The organism is Boseongicola sp., assembly GCA_014075275.1.
In the GTDB taxonomy this organism is placed as follows: domain Bacteria; phylum Pseudomonadota; class Alphaproteobacteria; order Rhodobacterales; family Rhodobacteraceae.
Map to the genome: position 1 here is coordinate 3,316,932 of CP046179.1, position 16,696 is coordinate 3,333,627.

12 protein-coding genes and 1 pseudogene are annotated in these 16,696 nt (G+C 53.3%); 11 read left to right on the forward strand and 2 right to left on the reverse strand.

Going from position 1 to position 16,696, the window contains the following annotated elements:
- Positions 1-150: 150 nt before the first annotated feature.
- Positions 151-852, reverse strand: coding sequence for a UTRA domain-containing protein (locus GKR98_16615; protein QMU59659.1), 702 nt, complete (start codon positions 850-852; stop codon positions 151-153).
- Positions 849-2,213, reverse strand: coding sequence for a formimidoylglutamate deiminase (locus GKR98_16620; GenBank protein QMU59660.1), 1,365 nt, complete (start codon positions 2,211-2,213; stop codon positions 849-851). The genes GKR98_16615 and GKR98_16620 overlap by 4 nt, the downstream gene beginning before the upstream one ends.
- 76 nt (positions 2,214-2,289) lie before the next feature.
- Between GKR98_16620 and GKR98_16625 the strand changes: the two genes are divergently transcribed.
- The 11 genes and pseudogenes from GKR98_16625 to GKR98_16675 all read left to right on the forward strand — a co-directional run bounded on the left by GKR98_16625 (position 2,290) and on the right by GKR98_16675 (position 16,679).
- A complete protein-coding gene (locus GKR98_16625; protein ID QMU59661.1) occupies positions 2,290-3,483 on the forward strand; it encodes an imidazolonepropionase in 1,194 nt (397 codons plus the stop codon).
- Positions 3,480-5,019, forward strand: a pseudogene (hutH, locus tag GKR98_16630) (histidine ammonia-lyase). The gene GKR98_16625 and the pseudogene hutH overlap by 4 nt, the downstream one beginning before the upstream one ends.
- Positions 5,016-5,816 carry an N-formylglutamate deformylase gene (hutG, locus tag GKR98_16635; protein ID QMU59662.1) on the forward strand — a complete coding sequence of 267 codons (801 nt, stop codon included), beginning with the start codon at positions 5,016-5,018 and terminating at the stop codon, positions 5,814-5,816. Before hutH ends, hutG begins: the two are co-directional and overlap by 4 nt.
- Entirely contained in the window at positions 5,813-7,483 is a 1,671-nt protein-coding gene (locus tag GKR98_16640) for a urocanate hydratase (GenBank protein QMU59663.1), read from the forward strand. Before hutG ends, GKR98_16640 begins: the two co-directional genes overlap by 4 nt.
- A gap of 124 nt (positions 7,484-7,607) precedes the next feature.
- A complete protein-coding gene (locus GKR98_16645) occupies positions 7,608-8,264 on the forward strand; it encodes a methyltransferase domain-containing protein (GenBank protein QMU59664.1) in 657 nt (218 codons plus the stop codon).
- The gene (locus tag GKR98_16650) at positions 8,257-9,582 is read left to right on the forward strand and encodes an FAD-dependent oxidoreductase (protein QMU59665.1); all 1,326 of its coding nucleotides are present in this window, start codon (positions 8,257-8,259) and stop codon (positions 9,580-9,582) included. Before GKR98_16645 ends, GKR98_16650 begins: the two co-directional genes overlap by 8 nt.
- A gap of 54 nt (positions 9,583-9,636) precedes the next feature.
- A protein-coding gene (locus GKR98_16655; GenBank protein ID QMU59666.1) for an IS3 family transposase occupies positions 9,637-10,988 on the forward strand; the annotation gives its coding sequence in 2 pieces (ribosomal slippage) (positions 9,637-9,973 and positions 9,973-10,988; 1,353 coding nt in all).
- 79 nt (positions 10,989-11,067) lie between these two features.
- Entirely contained in the window at positions 11,068-11,796 is a 729-nt protein-coding gene (locus tag GKR98_16660) for a hypothetical protein (GenBank protein ID QMU59667.1), read from the forward strand.
- Between the two features lie 406 nt (positions 11,797-12,202).
- Positions 12,203-13,441, forward strand: a complete 1,239-nt coding sequence (locus GKR98_16665; GenBank protein QMU59668.1) for a tyrosine-type recombinase/integrase — start codon at positions 12,203-12,205, stop codon at positions 13,439-13,441.
- A 186-nt stretch (positions 13,442-13,627) separates the two neighbouring features.
- Positions 13,628-13,795 carry a hypothetical protein gene (locus GKR98_16670; protein QMU59669.1) on the forward strand — a complete coding sequence of 56 codons (168 nt, stop codon included), beginning with the start codon at positions 13,628-13,630 and terminating at the stop codon, positions 13,793-13,795.
- Between the two features lie 874 nt (positions 13,796-14,669).
- Complete coding sequence (locus tag GKR98_16675) at positions 14,670-16,679, forward strand: hypothetical protein (GenBank protein ID QMU59670.1); 2,010 nt, start codon at positions 14,670-14,672, stop codon at positions 16,677-16,679.
- Positions 16,680-16,696: the final 17 nt, after the last annotated feature.

Below are 16,696 nucleotides of genomic sequence, written 5' to 3' on the forward strand. Positions count from 1 at the left end.
CAGCGGGAGCTGCAAGAACATATGAGTATCGCAGTCTTATCAGTCTCAACATGTGCACAGCCGAGAGCTAAAAAGTCAAAGAAGAAACCTTGACGGTTTACCAAAAGCCGACGCAATCCATGTCCTCGGAAATGAACAGGCCGATCAGTATCAAATTTCTGCGCGCAGTCGATAACCTGGTGCAAAGGTAATGCGCACTTTTGTGACGACTTTGTCGCCATCAAAGGTCAGGCGGTCCAGCGCGAACAATGCCGTTCCCGGCTCGCATCCAAGACTTTCTGCGTCAGTACGGCTTGCATTGGTCGCAAAGAAACCGATTTCCCCGGAAGTGAATGGAATATTGGCCAACAACCATTCGTTCGCACTGATTTCAACGAAAGTCTCTGCATTTGCATCCGGGGCAGACCTTAAGTTGATCCATCTTTCTTCCAGTGCATATGGCTGGTCGTCAGCCAGATGCAGCGCACTAAGTTGCAGCACATCATCGTCGGCATGGGTGCGCAACACCGCTCTAATCGTGCTGTCAGGTCTACGAAGTTCGCAATTCAAAAGACTATAGCCGTATTTCATACCCCGCTCTTCAATGTCCTGCCGAATGACGGCTATTTTTAGGGTCGCTTTGGCTGTTGGCTGTTTGGCGACTCGGGTACCTGCCTTGCGTTTCCGGTCTATCAGACCGGCTTCGGCTACTGCCCTAAGGGCCCTGTTCACAGTCGCACGGGCGCATCCGAATTCCTCCGCGAGATGTGTTTCGTTGGGAATGAGCTGTCCAGGGGGCCATTCTCTCGAATGAATGCGCCGTAGAACTTCTTCGCGAACGTCCCGCCAATTGCGGAATCCAACCTTATTCATAGCGCGTCTTTCAATTCAGTGATGACCTTTCGGTACCGGCCGACGATTGAGTCTCGACGGATATGTTGACCGTCATGAACAAGATGCCGTCCGGCGGACCAGACATCGGTTACCAGCCGGTCATCACCTGCAAAAATCCAAGCATCCAACACGGCATCTCCTTTGCGTTCAGCCAAATTGATGGACAAGTGATCGAGGCTAAGCAAGTCCGCCCAATTCCCAACACGCAGAGCCCCGGACGTCCGATTTGTTGCTTGCACGCCGCCGTCTATGATCGCGTCAAAGATCCTGCGACCAGTCGACAATTCAGGCGATGCCAAAGCGGCGCGTGTGCCGTCGCGCAATCGCTGAGAATACTCCAACGTGCGCAATTCCTCGCTAAGCGAAATGCGAATGTTGCTGTCGGACCCAATCGCAATTTTTCCTCCTGCATCCAACCAGCGGACGCCATCGAAAATACCATCGCCCAGACTGCTTTCTGTGATTGGACATAGACCGCCAACAGCACCGGTCGCAGCCAGTCGCTGTGTCTCTTTCGCTGTCATTTGTGTGCAATGGATCAGGCACCACCGATCTTGCAGTTCCATATTTTCCAAAGCCCACTCGACCGGCCGCGCGTTCCACAAACTTAAAACTTCATCAACTTCCTGTCGCTGTTCGGCCAGATGCATATGGATGGGTCCATTCGGAAATGCATTTCCATAGGCTTTAAGAGTATCGCTTCCAACCGCGCGCAAAGAATGAGGCGCGACTCCATAGGTGCCGTCGTCAGGCAACTCCGAAAAGGCCGTAATGGCGGCATTCTGTAAGTCTTGGAACTGGTCGAATGTATTTCCAAAACGTTTCTGGCCCGCACTCAACGGACGACCATCGCAACCCCCGAATTCATAGTGAACCGGCAATAGGCAAAGTCCTATGCCGCTTTGTAGGCTCGCTGCTGCGATGCGGTTAGCCATCTCGGCGATGTCGTCATAGGGGGTGCCATCCGGATGGTGGTGCAGATAGTGAAACTCTGCGTTCGTAGTGTAGCCCGCCTCAAGCATTTCCATTTGAACGAAGGCCGCAATAGCTTCGACGTGTTCTGGCGTTAGGCGCTCAAGAAATCGGAACATTAACTTTCGCCATGTCCAGAAATTGTCCGAGGCTTTGGGGCCTCGTTGTTCGGTCAATCCTGCCATCGCACGCTGAAAGGAATGCGAGTGAACATTGACAGGCGCAGGCAACAGAATACCGCAACTATGTCCCTGAATTGGTGTGCTCGACGCGATATCTGCAATGCGGCCATCATGACCCACAGAAACTAAGACATTCTCTGCCCATCCATGCGGCAACAAGGCTTTATGAGCCCATATTCTCTTCATGTCGTCTCACTTGACAGATTATTATGTGCAGACATAAAGATAATAAATGCAGACAAAAAGCAAGTGAGTCGCGCAGGTGCTTCTGACAAACGCAAAAATCGCCACGCTTTCAACGGGCCGGGACTACGACTTGATCGATGCTGGAACCATTGTCGTTGAGCGACAGAAAATCCAATGGGTTGGACCGGCAGATGAATTGCCAGAACACTATAGCGACTTGCCAGCGAAAAGCCTGAGTGGGCGACTGGTAACACCGAGTCTTATTGACTGTCACAGCCACATCATTTTCGGGGGAAACCGCGCCCTGGAATTCGAGATGCGCCTGAAAGGAGCCAGCTACAGCGAAATTGCTAGAAACGGCGGCGGCATCAATTCTACGGTCCAAGCAACGCGCAAGGCTGATGATGCGTCACTATTGGAAAGTGCGCTCACTCGAGTGGATGCCATGATTGCGGAAGGCGTCACGACGCTGGAAATAAAGTCCGGCTATGGGCTGGATATCGACACTGAACTTAAGATGCTGCGGGTCGCCCGTAAGATCGCCGAATTGCGACCCATCGAGGTCTGTACAAGTTTTCTTGGGGCACATGCCATTCCACCCGAGTACACCGGCAACGCAGACTCATATATTGACGACATTTGCATCCCGGCACTTCGCCAGGCACACGCCGAGGGATTGGTCGACGCCGTTGATGGGTTTTGCGAAGGCATAGCATTCAATCCCTCGCAGATTTCACGCGTATTCGATGCCGCTGGCGAATTTGGTCTGCCGATAAAATTGCATGCAGAACAGCTGACACATTCCGGCGGCACAAGATTGGCGGCGCGATACAAAGCTCTCTCTGTGGACCACGTGGAGTATGCGTTGCCGGATGACGCAGCGGCGCTAGCGAAATCTGAGACTGTGGCTGTACTGTTGCCCGGTGCATTTTACACATTGCGCGAAACTCAAGTGCCACCCATCCAGTCATTTCGGGAAAACAAAGTGTCGATAGCGTTGGCAACCGATTGTAATCCTGGCTCCTCGCCGCTGACCTCGCTGTTATTGGCCATGAATATGGGATGTACGTTGTTTGGCTTAACACCTGTTGAGGCTTTGCTTGGTGTGACGACGAATGCGGCCAAGGCGCTGGGTCTAGCGGATCGTGGCCGTGTCGTTCCCGGAATGCGAGCGGATTTATGTGTTTGGGATGCCGATCATCCTGCTGAACTATCATATAGGATTGGGTTTAACCCCCTGATTTCTCGCCTCTTTGGTGGTGAAGAATGAGCGTTGTATTGACACCAGGAACCGCGAGTCTGGAACAGCTTCGGCTGATTTGGAGAGACGGTCTGGCTGCTAAACTCGACCCATCCGCCAGACCTGCCATCAAAGCTGCGGCCGACCTCGTTGCCGAAGCTGCATTAGGCGAAACAGCAGTTTATGGGGTGAATACAGGATTTGGGAAGCTCGCCAGCGTCAAAATAGCGGCAAATTACACAGCCAGACTGCAGCGAAACTTGGTTCTCTCGCATTGTTGCGGCGTCGGAGAGCCATTGGATGCAGCTACGACCCGATTGATTCTGGTTCTTAAATTGCTCTCAGTTGGTCGGGGTGCGTCCGGTGTTTCGCTCGAAACAGTGACGCTTCTGGAAAGCATGTTGGAAAACGGTGTTCTTCCCGTCATTCCATCTCAGGGCTCGGTTGGAGCATCTGGCGATTTGGCTCCGCTGGCCCACGTAGCGGCGGTTATGATCGGCGAGGGCGAAGCGCGTTTTGAAGGCGAGCGTTTGCCCGGAGCTGCGGCCATCGAAAGGGCAGGGTTGTCGCCTGTCGAACTTGGCCCGAAAGAGGGGCTGGCGTTAATCAATGGAACTCAATTCTCGACGGCATGCGCTCTTGCCGGGCTATGGGGGCCTGGGAGAATGCATCCGCAAGTATTGTAACTGCGGCGCTTTCGACAGATGCGATCATGGGGTCGACAGCCCCTTTACAGGCTATCGTCCATGCACTTCGCGGTCACCGGGGTCAGATCGAATGTGCCAGCGCACAACGCGCCCTGATGCTCGGCTCTGAAATCCGTGAAAGCCACCGTGAAGGTGATACCCGTGTCCAGGATCCATATTGCATCCGGTGCCAGCCTCAAGTGACCGGTGCGGCAATGGACTTGTTGCAGTTTGCCGGGCGTACACTGGAAATAGAAGCAAATGCAGTAACCGATAATCCACTGGTAGATGTAGAGACCGGAACAATTGTTTCAGGCGGGAATTTCCATGCTGAGCCGGTGGGTTTTGCTGCCGATCAGATTGCGCTGGCCATCGCAGAAATCGGTGCAATAGCGCAGCGGCGCGTTGCACTTATGGTTGACCCGACGCTCAGTTTTGATTTGCCGCCTTTTCTGACACCAGAGCCGGGATTGAACTCCGGTTTGATGATTGCTGAGGTGACGACGGCGGCTTTGATGAGCGAAAACAAGCATCTCGCGAACCCGTGCACCACGGACAGCACACCGACTTCTGCAAATCAAGAGGATCATGTCAGTATGGCGGCACACGCGGCACGCCGCCTGATCAAAATGAACAAAACCTGAACGTAATACTCGGTGTCGAGGCGATGTGCGGTGCGCAGGGCATTGAATTCCGTGCGCCTTTGAAAACCAGCCCAGCACTTCAGTCCGTCGTTGCACAGCTACGGCAGTCTGTGCCGACAGTTGTCGAAGATCGCTACCTCGCGCCTTCGATCGAAAGTGCCGCGGCATTGATTGGTGAAGGTAGCCTGACAACCAATGTGGACTTGCCAAAATTTGTAAGGGGGCGCTCGGAATGACGCCTGTCGAAGTACAGCGTGGCGACGGCCCCATTGTTTTGGGCATGCCCCATACCGGCACTTACGTGCCTGACGAAATCTTCAAGAGTCTCAATGCCAACGGACGAAGGCTGGCAGATACCGATTGGCACATTGACCGTCTGTACGATGGGCTCTTGCCTGGCGCGACGACAGTCCGCGCGACATTTCATCGATATGTGATTGACGCAAACCGCGATCCAAATGGAGCCAGCCTTTACCCAGGCCAAAATACGACCACGTTGGTGCCATTGACCGATTTTGATGGGGTGAAAATCTGGTCAAAGCAACCAGATGATGCGGAAGTCAAAAGCAGACTCTCAAATTATCATCAAGCGTATCACAATGCCCTCAACTCAGAGATTCAAAGAGCTGCCGGGCGTCATGGTATCGCGATCCTTTACGACTGCCACTCGATCCGCTCCGAAATCCCGTTCCTATTTGATGGAACCCTACCAGATTTTAATGTGGGTACGGACGGGACGACGACATGCGCGCCCGAATTGGAAACTCATGTCGTCGAATCTTTAACCATGGCAACGAGTTACACTTCGACCTTGAACGGTCGATTTAAAGGGGGATGGACAACGCGCCACTATGGGCACCCGGCTAAAAATATCCATGCGATCCAAATGGAATTGTCACAATCCACATACCTCGCGACCGAGGCCGCGCCCTGGGAGTTTGATCCCGTAAAGGCGCAAAGTCTGCGTCCGATCTTTCAACTTGTATTGCAACAATTGGCCGACTTGGCCTCCAAACTCGGAATATTGAAATGACAGATATTCGTCACAACTCTCGCGACGTATTTCCCCCAACTGGAACCGAGATATCAGCAAAAAGCTGGCTGACCGAGGCTCCAATGAGGATGCTGATGAATAATCTGCACCCGGATGTCGCAGAGAATCCGCACGAGCTTGTTGTCTATGGGGGCATTGGTCGTGCAGCCCGGACATGGCAGGACTTCGATGCGATCGTCTCCAGTCTGAAATCTCTGGATGATGACCAGACTTTGTTGGTGCAGTCGGGCAAACCTGTTGGGGTATTTCGCACTCACACGGATGCCCCGCGCGTGCTGATTGCAAATTCGAACCTCGTTCCACATTGGGCAACTTGGGATCATTTTAACGAACTCGATAAGCGTGGACTGGCAATGTATGGCCAGATGACTGCCGGGTCCTGGATATACATTGGCACTCAGGGAATAGTCCAAGGCACATACGAAACGTTCGTCGAAGCCGGTCGACAACATTATGACGGCAATCTGGCTGGACGGTGGATTTTAACAGGTGGCCTGGGCGGAATGGGCGGGGCTCAGCCGCTTGCTGCCGCGATGGCCGGTGCGTGCTGTTTGGCCGTTGAATGCGATGAAGCGCGAGCCGATTTCCGCCTTCGAACGCGGTATGTCGATGAAAAGACAGATGATTTGGACAAAGCGTTGGCGTTGATTGACAAATGGACCAGCGCGAACGAAGCCAAATCTGTTGCGCTGATAGGAAACGCTGCCGAGGTTTTCCCTGAACTGGTTAAGCGGGGCATTAGACCTGACATAGTAACTGACCAAACCAGTGCGCATGATCCGATACATGGCTATCTGCCAATCGGATGGACGGTTGCAGAATGGCGTTCGAAACAGGACTCGGACCCAAAATCGGTCGAAGTTGCGGCGCGCGCTTCGATGAAACTTCAGGTTAAGGCAATGCTCGACTTCTGGGACGATGGCGTTCCAACGTTGGACTATGGCAACAACATCCGACAAATGGCCCTCGAGGAAGGTTTAGAAAACGCCTTCGATTTTCCCGGCTTTGTTCCAGCTTACATCCGCCCGCTTTTTTGTCGCGGCATTGGCCCATTCCGCTGGTGTGCTTTGTCGGGTGATCCCGAAGACATCTATAAGACCGATGCCAAAGTAAAAGAGCTGATCGACGATCCTCACTTGCACAATTGGTTGGACATGGCACGCGAACGCATCTCATTTCAGGGGCTGTCTGCGCGCATCTGTTGGGTTGGTTTGGGGCAGCGGCACAAATTGGGACTGGCCTTTAATGAGATGGTCCGAACCGGTGAATTGAGTGCACCAGTTGTTATTGGTCGCGATCACCTGGATAGCGGTTCAGTCGCCTCACCCAATCGCGAAACTGAGGCAATGAAAGACGGCTCGGATGCTGTGAGTGACTGGCCTCTCTTGAACGCAATGCTGAACGTCGCAAGCGGCGCGACATGGGTATCACTGCATCATGGCGGTGGTGTGGGCATGGGATTCAGTCAGCACTCAGGTATGGTCATTTGTTGCGACGGCTCCGCGGATGCAGATCGTCGCTTGGCCAATGTGCTTTGGAATGACCCGGCGACTGGTGTTATGCGACATGCCGATGCCGGTTATGAAATTGCCTTGGAATGCGCCCGTGAGCAGGGTCTTCAACTACCGGGCATTTTGAAATCCTGATCCCGCCAGATATCGTCTAAGATGTTTGTAGCCTCGGTAACCTTGCGAACTGGCGACATTCCTTTATCAAATAGGGTCGATCAAAGAGCGTAATTTGCAAAACAAATTGCAGGCTGGGCAGCCAATGAAGCAAAGCATGTGGGAAGATATTTACGCGCGGGGTGAGCAATTGAGCCGCTACCCCTTTGCCGAGGTCGTCTCCTTCTATTTTCGAAATCGTCGCTCCGACTCCTCATGCCCTCAGGTGGCATTGGACGTTGGCTGCGGTTCGGGCGTGCATTCGGCATTCTTGGCGGAGAATGGGTGCGAGGTGCTTGGCATCGATTTCAGTAAATCCGCAATTATAGCCGCCCAAGAACAGCACCAAAATGCCAACATAATTTTTAAGCACATTGGATTTGAAGATTTTTCCAACCACACAAAGGAATTCGACTTTGTGGTGGACAGGTGCAGCACCACTCACAGCACCAGGCCAATTGTAAAAAATTTCTACCAAAACCTGAAACCCTGTCTGGCTCCGGGCGCAAAAATGTTTTGGCAGGGTTTTGCCTGGGACAACTCTGGTCGTGAACTTGGCGTCGATGTTGGTGACGGAAGCTGGAACAATTTCTCTGGGGGTGTTTTCAAACCGTTGGGCCGCACGGCATTTTTCACAGAGCAGGATGTGCGCACGATCTTCGATGGATACGCGATTCAGCATTTGAGGTATGTTTGCGACAGAGATGTCGTGGCGAACTACAACCACTCCAGCTGGATCATAGAGGCGGTGTTTGATGGATAAGTTCGATGTTTTGGTGATGGGAGGCGGATTTCGTTCGGTCGCGGCTGCCTGGGGTTACGCCAAACAGGGTCGAAAAACGGCACTTGTCGAAGGTGCTCCAAAAATTGGGGGCTTCATGTCTCCCATAAATTGGGATGGCTATTGGATCGACAAAGGACCGCAATTTTTTGACAACTTCCAACCCGCGGATGTCGAACTGATGAACGAAATGATCGGCCCGGACGTTCTGATGGAGATCGGTTTTGAATACGGGTCCTACACAAATGGCGAACTCAATTGTGATTTTGCCATTCCCGACTGGCGGGCGTTGGGCAACGAAGTTGCATATGATGCCTTTCAATCGCTTCTGCGAACTCGCCTAGGGCAGGGCGATAATCCGGCCAATTTCAATTCTCTTGATGACCTATTGGCATTTGATGGCGGTCCCGTTCTCTATCCTCATCTTGCCAAGCTGGCGAAGAAATTCATCGGGCGTCCGGCAGATGAAGTCGCTCCCAAAGCGGCGTCCTACGTCTCGTTTCTTGGGCGGAAGAAACTCTTTGATCAGGAAACATCCGTAGAATTAAAGAAAGCTCCATTGCTGGACGGAATTTTGGCGGCGAGCAAAGCGTCGGTACCTGAAGAAAGGGCAAATCTATATCCTCGGGGCAGCAGTTTGGAAACTGTTCGCGTCGCATTGGAAAAGGCGCTGGAACGCGAAGGCGTGACAGTCTTTACTGATACAGTGCTCAACAAGTTTGATGCCAAAAAGAAAGTTGCGGCAGGTGATGGCTTCGAGGCTGGATTCGACACTCTTTATTTCGGTGTTGATATCCGCGAGAGCCAGCGGATTTTGACCGGTCAGGCCACGATAGCTGAGAAAACCCACATCCTGCCTGAGATATTTCATTGCTTTGTCGTTCCAGCCGATAGCGTGGCAAAGCCCTATTATGTCGTTGACTATGATCCGGAACACGCCTCGTCGCGAATTACAAACTTCTGTAATTACATGGGGTGCGTGGACAAGAACGGATATGGCGTAATCTGTGTTGAAGAGCCGGTTTCTATGGGCGATGCGAGATGGGAGAATGCAGAAGCAAACCTTGATCAGATCTTCGCAGAAGTTCAAGAAACTGGCACAGTGACAGCTAATTCATATCAAAAGGCGAAATCCTTTAAAATTCCGGCCACTTACAAATTTCCGTTGGTCGGCATTGATGGACCTGTCGATCAATTCTTTAACGATGTTAACGAACGTTTCGGTGACAATCTGGTTTTGCCCGACCCCTATGCCTTGACCCGTAAGGTGTCTGAAGTCAGCGCCTATGGGTCCAATTAGGTTAATTTGATAAGAGAGAGTTGTTGGCTCATCGTAACCACTGAGGAGTGGGACATGAGACAGACAACTGGAACTCGCAGGAGCCCCGGCGAGAAGATCGTCAAAGAGATCAAGCGCGCGACGCGCAAACAGTATTCGTCAGAAGAGAAGATCCGGATCGTGCTGGATGGCTTGCGTGGCGAAGACAGCATTGCTGAGTTGTGCCGTCGTGAGGGAATATCTCAAGGTATCTACTACAAATGGTCCAAGGACTTCATGGAAGCTGGCAAACGGCGGCTTGCTGGAGATACGGCGCGTGCGGCTACGACCGACGAAGTCAAGGACCTGCGCCGCGAAGCCCGAGACCTGAAGGAGGTCGTTGCCGAGCAAACACTGGAACTGCGTCTTCTCAAAAAAAGCATGACCGGCGGTGGGGGCGACCAAGAATGAGGTATGCTGCATCTGAGAAGTTGGAGATCATCCGGCTTGTTGAGGGGTCGCATTTGTCTGCTCGTCGAACATTGGCAAAGCTGGGCATCCCCCGCACCACATTTTACCGTTGGTATGATCGGTATCGGCAGCGCGGCGACGCTGGCCTTGTGGATCAAGCGCCTAAGCCCAGACATGTCTGGAACCGCATCCCCGACGAAGTCCGGCGCAAGGTCGTCAAGCTGGCGCTGCAGGAGACGGAGCTGTCGCCGCGCGAACTGGCAGTGACGTTCACGGATCGGGAGCGCTACTTCGTCTCGGAATCTTCAGTCTATCGGGCCCTGAAGGCCCACGATCTGATCACCAGCCCGGCCTTTATCGTGCTCAAGGCGGCAAACGAGTTCAAAGACAAGACCACTGCGATCAACCAGCTTTGGCAAACCGACTTCACCTATCTCAAAGTGCTTGGCTGGGGCTGGTTCTATCTCAGCACAATCCTGGACGACTACAGCCGCTACATCATCTCGTGGAAACTCTGCACGAACATGCGGGCAGAGGACGTGACGGACACCCTGGATTTGGCGCTACAAGCATCAGGGTGCGATCAGGTTCACGTCATCCACAAACCCCGCCTCCTCAGCGACAACGGGTCCAGTTACGTCTCTGGCGATCTGGCTGAATGGCTGCAGGACAAAGGCATGAAGCATTCTCGGGGCGCACCATATCATCCCCAGACACAGGGCAAGATCGAGAGGTGGCATCAAACCCTGAAGAACCGCATCCTATTGGAGAACTACTTCCTTCCGGGAGACCTCGAAACCCAGATCGAAGCCTTCGTCGATCACTACAATCACAAGCGCTACCACGAGAGCCTGAACAACGTCACACCCGCCGACGTCTACTTCGGGCGTGACAAAGCCATTCTAAGACAACGGGAAAGGATCAAACGAAAGACGCTCGAAGCGCGGCGCTTGCATCACAGACAGCGCGCCGCATAATAACATCAACCAGACGAGCCAAACTCTTTACTTGTTTAAGCAACTCTTGGTTCCCAAAACCCTGACGACGGACAGCCTAATGGAATTGGCAGCCCATGACAGCGATCCGGAAATCGCGAAACTGATCCAGCGAGAAACACTGCATTTTGCGAAACAAGGCCCTTCCTGGTGTGCTTTTGCAGTCGATCAAGTGCAGAACGTTCTTGACGCCATTCCAGTGTTCAAGACCGCTATGGTGAGATTTGACAGCCGTCAAACTCAAACCTATGCGACGCTTCTGGCCGGTTTATTTGTTGCGTTGAATAGGCACGTGCCAAACGACGCTGAAGCGGATGAATTGGTCCAAAGATATAGTCCAACGCTGCAAACGCACCATGAAGAGCAGCAACGCGATAATGCGCGAGAAGCTCTCGATCACTTGCTTGCACATACTATTCGAGGGACGGAGCATCTGGAACGGCCACTCGGTTATTGGCTCGAGAAAGAACTCGACCGCCTTAGAACCGCAGCTAAAAGCAATACCATTCCGGACTGCGAAGTTATCGTCGAGGGAATGCAAATTTGTGTTCGCAACCACGGTGAAAACGCGGGCGTTGCACTCAAGAATGGTGCCCCACCGATCAACCAAATCTTCGCAAATACCCCTTGGGCGAATGGCTCTTGGCAGAGGGCGCTAGGCCAATTTCCGGGCGCGTTCAAACCAAAGAATCCGATGCGATTTCGCCGTCTGAGTGGCAAACACCGTGGTCTAATCTTGCCACTGTCGATCATTTCAGACGAAGTGCGAGTCCATGAGGGGGAATTCTGATGGGTACGATGGGACGGTACGGAGGCCCGACATACCCCTGGGAGGATACAGGGTGGAGGATGGTAGGGGGCACCCACTCCCCCCTGACGACTCCCCATATATATACCTATTTAAGATTGTTCCGTTCCTCGTACCCAAGAAGTAATGGAATGTCTTAGGTGTCGTGAAACCCTGACCTCTTGTCGGTCCAATATGAAGAATGTGGTGGCGCCGACTGGTGTCGAGACGCCCCTCAAACCCGTTCCGATTAGTTCTCGGTGCTATTTAGAATATTCGCCGATATCGTTAGCCGAGTTTTTGGTTCGCATTGTGTCACCGCGTCGCAATTCTTGGCGGTATCCGAAAAATTGTCCGGCGTTTCTGCCCGTGTTTTCCTTCCGATTTTTTTAAATTGGAGGGCTAAGGCATGTCTGAACTGAAGGTCACAATAAATCGTTGGACGCGCCGCCGGATCAATGCCGCTGGTAGTCGTGTCACCCAGAAACGCTGGACCGTCAATTTCAACTGCCCGGAAACCGGACAGCGCCGTCGCCTTTCATTTGCATCCAAGGCTGAGGCCGAGACCCATCGAGAGCGGGTCCTCAACGAGATTACAGGCGAACGCTACTTCAATCCCAATACTAACCCCACTGTGGCGGAGGTGGTTGAACATTGGATCGAGGTGAAACGTGGTATGGTAAAGCGCCAAACGATCGCGGGCTACCGACCACTCCTCAAGATCATCGTTGGACCGATCCTACAGGGCACACCGCAAGAACGCGTCCACCATGCTCTGACCGGCGAGAAGCCGTACCGGGATACGAAACTTTTGCAGATGTTGGGACCGTTCAAGGTCAGCGAACTCACCACCGCACAATTGCGCCGTTGGCACAATCAGGTCCGCAACGAAGTGGGAGCACACACTGCAAATCGTGTCATATCCATGCTCAAGGGTATTTTGGCTCTGGCTGAAGAAGATTTTGGGGTTCGCATATGTTCCTTTCCCACCAACCTTGCCAAGCGAAAATCCAAGCCCAAGAAGGACATCCTGAACCCAGAGGAAGTGGCGCAACTGCTTACCTACACACGCATCGACAAGGAACGCGGTATTTTCGTTGCGTTTCCGTTTCTAACCGGCGTGCGGGTCTCCGAACAATTGGGCCTGTTGTGGGAGGATGTTGATCTCGACCGTAACACCATCACCATCCGCCGGGTGCTTGAGCGAGACGGGACCACAACTGATCAAACAAAAACCGAGGCCGGGGAACGTGATATCCCGATCTCGCCCACGCTGCGTGCCATGCTGCTTGAGTGGCGGCTCAATTGCCCCCGGGCCGATGGCGAGCTATATCGAGTTTTCCCTGGCCCCGGTGTTCCCAGGCAATGGCCTTTGCCGCGTATTGGGGGAGGGGGGCCGCTTCTCTATTCCAACTTCCTGAAGCGATACTGGAAGCCAGCGTTCAAAGCTGCGGGCATTCGTTATGTCACGCACCATTCAGCAAGACACAGCTTTGTCTCAACGCTGCAGGCGCAGGGTGTCGAAGTTGGTCTCGTCGCCAAGCTCGCTGGCCACGCCAATCCGGCCGTAACATTGGGTCACTACACGCAGGCCGTGCGCGGCGGTGCTGAGGCATTGGCGGTGCTGGATGCGGCCTACAGCGCATAGCCTCCGCGGCCGAGAGATGGGGTCAGGAGACGCTGGAGCGGCGTCTGTGTGGGTCCATGCTGTCCAGTGCCGATACCGTCTCCCGGGGGCGAGCCGTGTCGCCGAGATGCGTGCAGCCTGCAGATAATTGTTTGCGCATTCCGCCCGTGTTTTCTTGGGGTTTTTGACAATCGTGGGCCTGACAGAATGGCAAAGACGGTCTGGTTAATTTGCCGGAGAACCGGTGAGGCGACGCTGATGGACTGGGAGGACGTGGCGCTGGTGGTTAAAGCTGAGCACAGCTACATTGCGGAGATCGTGGCGACCGATGGCGTGTTCTTGAATGAGTTCTGGCTGGTATTGTCGGAAGGGTAGGGTGGCTTCCGGCCGGAAGAGGCAAGGCAGAAGTTCCTGGAAAGGTTTTTGGAGCTTACAAATCAAGGGGGAGACTGAAAAGCACACCATGGGTACCCGTGAAACTCTCGTGCGTTTCCGCGAGACGGCAAGGCGGGAATGAACCCAAATTGGCCAGTCTGTCGGAGTGATGTGTTAGGTAACTTCGGGCGGATTGTGTTGAAAAACTCGGGAATCCGGAAATAGGAATTTTCCGCCAAAACCGCGTGATCTTGGGAAGTCGGGCCGAATAGGGAAGCAGAGCCAACAGGATGGCCGATCAGTGCCAAACATCGATTTTGGCCGATCCCCTCGCCAAGTCTAGTCACCGGCTCTGTATAGTCAAAAAATTTGACAATTCCTCAAAAAATGGAGTTTTTCAACACAATGGGCGGAATCCGGTCATTCGCTACAGGCGCGAGTGCTCCGATGATGTCACGCGTAAGCGGCCATTGGAGCTGGTTGTCACTTTGACGTGCAGGCACGTGCCACAACCGCTATCACGAAAGCTTGAACAAGCTAACACCCACCGATGTCTATCACGGCCGGGGAACGAAAACCCTAAAAATGAGAGAGGAGATCAAGAAACAGACAATCCAGAAACGTCGCTTGCTGCACCAATCCGCTGCCGCCTAAACTCAAACAGAAACCGAACCAGAGCCCCCCCCTATCAAACAGCCCGCTCTTTCCGGAAAACTCTGACGACGGACAGTCGCGAGCATCCGCTTTCAAATTTTTTTCGGATCTCTACAGATCTGTTGCAATCGGCTACGAGGCTTTGCATTGTTGCTCGTATTCAAAGTAGATTTTATTGTCCGGCCTAGCCGCCGGCGACCACGTATAGGAGGTAGCCCGAATGGCATTCACATTGCTTCACAAGAAACTTGATCAGAAAGTTCGCGCCGTGGGGCCGGTTTACGTTGGTCAAGTCCTGGCACCGGTTGTTGAGGACGAACGTGGTGGTCGCCATTCGATCGTATTTTTACCTGACAAGAACAATCCCGAATTACGCGCCGCAGGCCGACCCATGCATTTCTATTTTCTCCCTTCGCGACCTCGATTGGCGAGGGAAGGCGATGGTCATTTCATTTTTCACCTCCAGAAATTCTCTGGAATCATGGACCCCAGCATGAATATCGGTGAAAGCGGTTTCTCAGAGTTGGCTGGAGGCGCATTGAGTTTCACTGCCACATTGGCTCCGCCTGACGGGGTCGTTGACAAAGCCTTTGAAGCACTAAAGGAGATGCTGCCAGCGCAATCTATTGACCATTATATGTGGCGCCCAGGCGGCGGCGCGCGACCTCCCGTTCTTGTGGGACCTGTGCCGCTGAAAGCCAACAACACCGTTCTGCACAGCATTTCCTTCGAGAATTCGCCAGAAAGTCCGGAAGGGACGAGCAGTGACAATCCCGACGCTTGGGCCTTCGAAGTTCAAGGCGCCGGTAGTGGAGCGCTAAATGTTCTAGGTGCGAATGCCTTTACGACGATGATGGGCCGTCGTCCGGCGACGTTGTTGTGGGCATCCGCACAGAGCGGTACGTCGCAGATTGCGATGGAAAATAGCATCCATTACGACGTGTGGCAGTTAGTGACAAAGATCAAGATCGAAGGTGATTGGGAAAAAGTCCGAGATCATTTCAGCGCTGGTGCCGAGGGCGGGGTGTCATGGTTCCGCTTCGACACGCAGCGCGAAGTCAACAGCTTGATCGAGTCGGGTGCCGTTACTGTAAAGATCGACTTCGGTGCTGGGATGACCAATGCCGAGCGCAAGGCAGACATTGAAAAGGCGGCCGACGCTGTGGCAGACAAAATTTATGCGCTGGTAGAGGCCAAACTCAAGGAGGCAGGCTCATCGATAGAAGCAGAATCGGCCAAAGCGCCCGATGTCGCTGGCAAAATGGTGAGGGCGTTTAGAAAGAACTTCTGGGTCGGACTCAGCGTCGGCATCAACTCTCGTAAAGATATCTTTGAAGGCACTTTCACTTACGAAAAAGAAATCAACGAGCAAGTGACTCGGTCGGAAATGCTTTCCAGTCAAATGGAAGGCCTCTTCGATGAAACATCAAGCAACCAGGACGCGTTCGACCGCTACTTCTCCGAGGTTTTCATGGAAGAAGCCTTCACAAAAATCCACGTTATTGCCACCGCCAATGCCAATTGGCAAGCCGACGACGGCACCGGTGACCCCATCAATCAATTGAAGGTTCAGGTGGGCTATCCGAATAGCCAGGGGTCGCTCGACTGGCATCCTACGGCACGCGCTAAAGATGACCTCAATGACGACACATGGTCTGACATGGCGGAAGGCGCGATCTGGAACAAGGCCGCAAAGGACAAGATCTACGCCTTCGATTTCACCCGCCACGATCAGAGTGATGATGAGGCGGAAACGATCCATGTTCGAAAGACGATCCAGTTTAAGGAAAGCCCCGACATCGCAACCAATGAAGTGACCGAGGAATATACAACCGATGATCACATGATCGAGGTGCGCGCGAAGTCGAGTGGTGAACTAATAATCAGTCCGATCAAGATCGACATGCCTATCGGCTCGGAAGACAAACAGGTCTCTGTGCTGATCCGCGTACGGACCCCGAGATTCGGCGAAAAAACCTATACCATCACCGGGGAAACTGAAAGAGACATGCGTCAATATAGGGTTTGGTACGCCTCTCCCGATGAGATCGAGTCTTACGAGTATAAGACCGAAGTGACCGTGAAAGGACGCCGGTTCGGTCAGCGCCCTCTTCGTTGGGAAGGCGATTGGCAAGCTTCGAGTGGCGCAAGCGGCGAATTGCTTGCCAAAATCCCAGAAGTGCCCGAAGATCTTGTGGAAAAACTGGACGCATACCTCGCTCCGGCCTGAATCCATGCCCTTGGGAC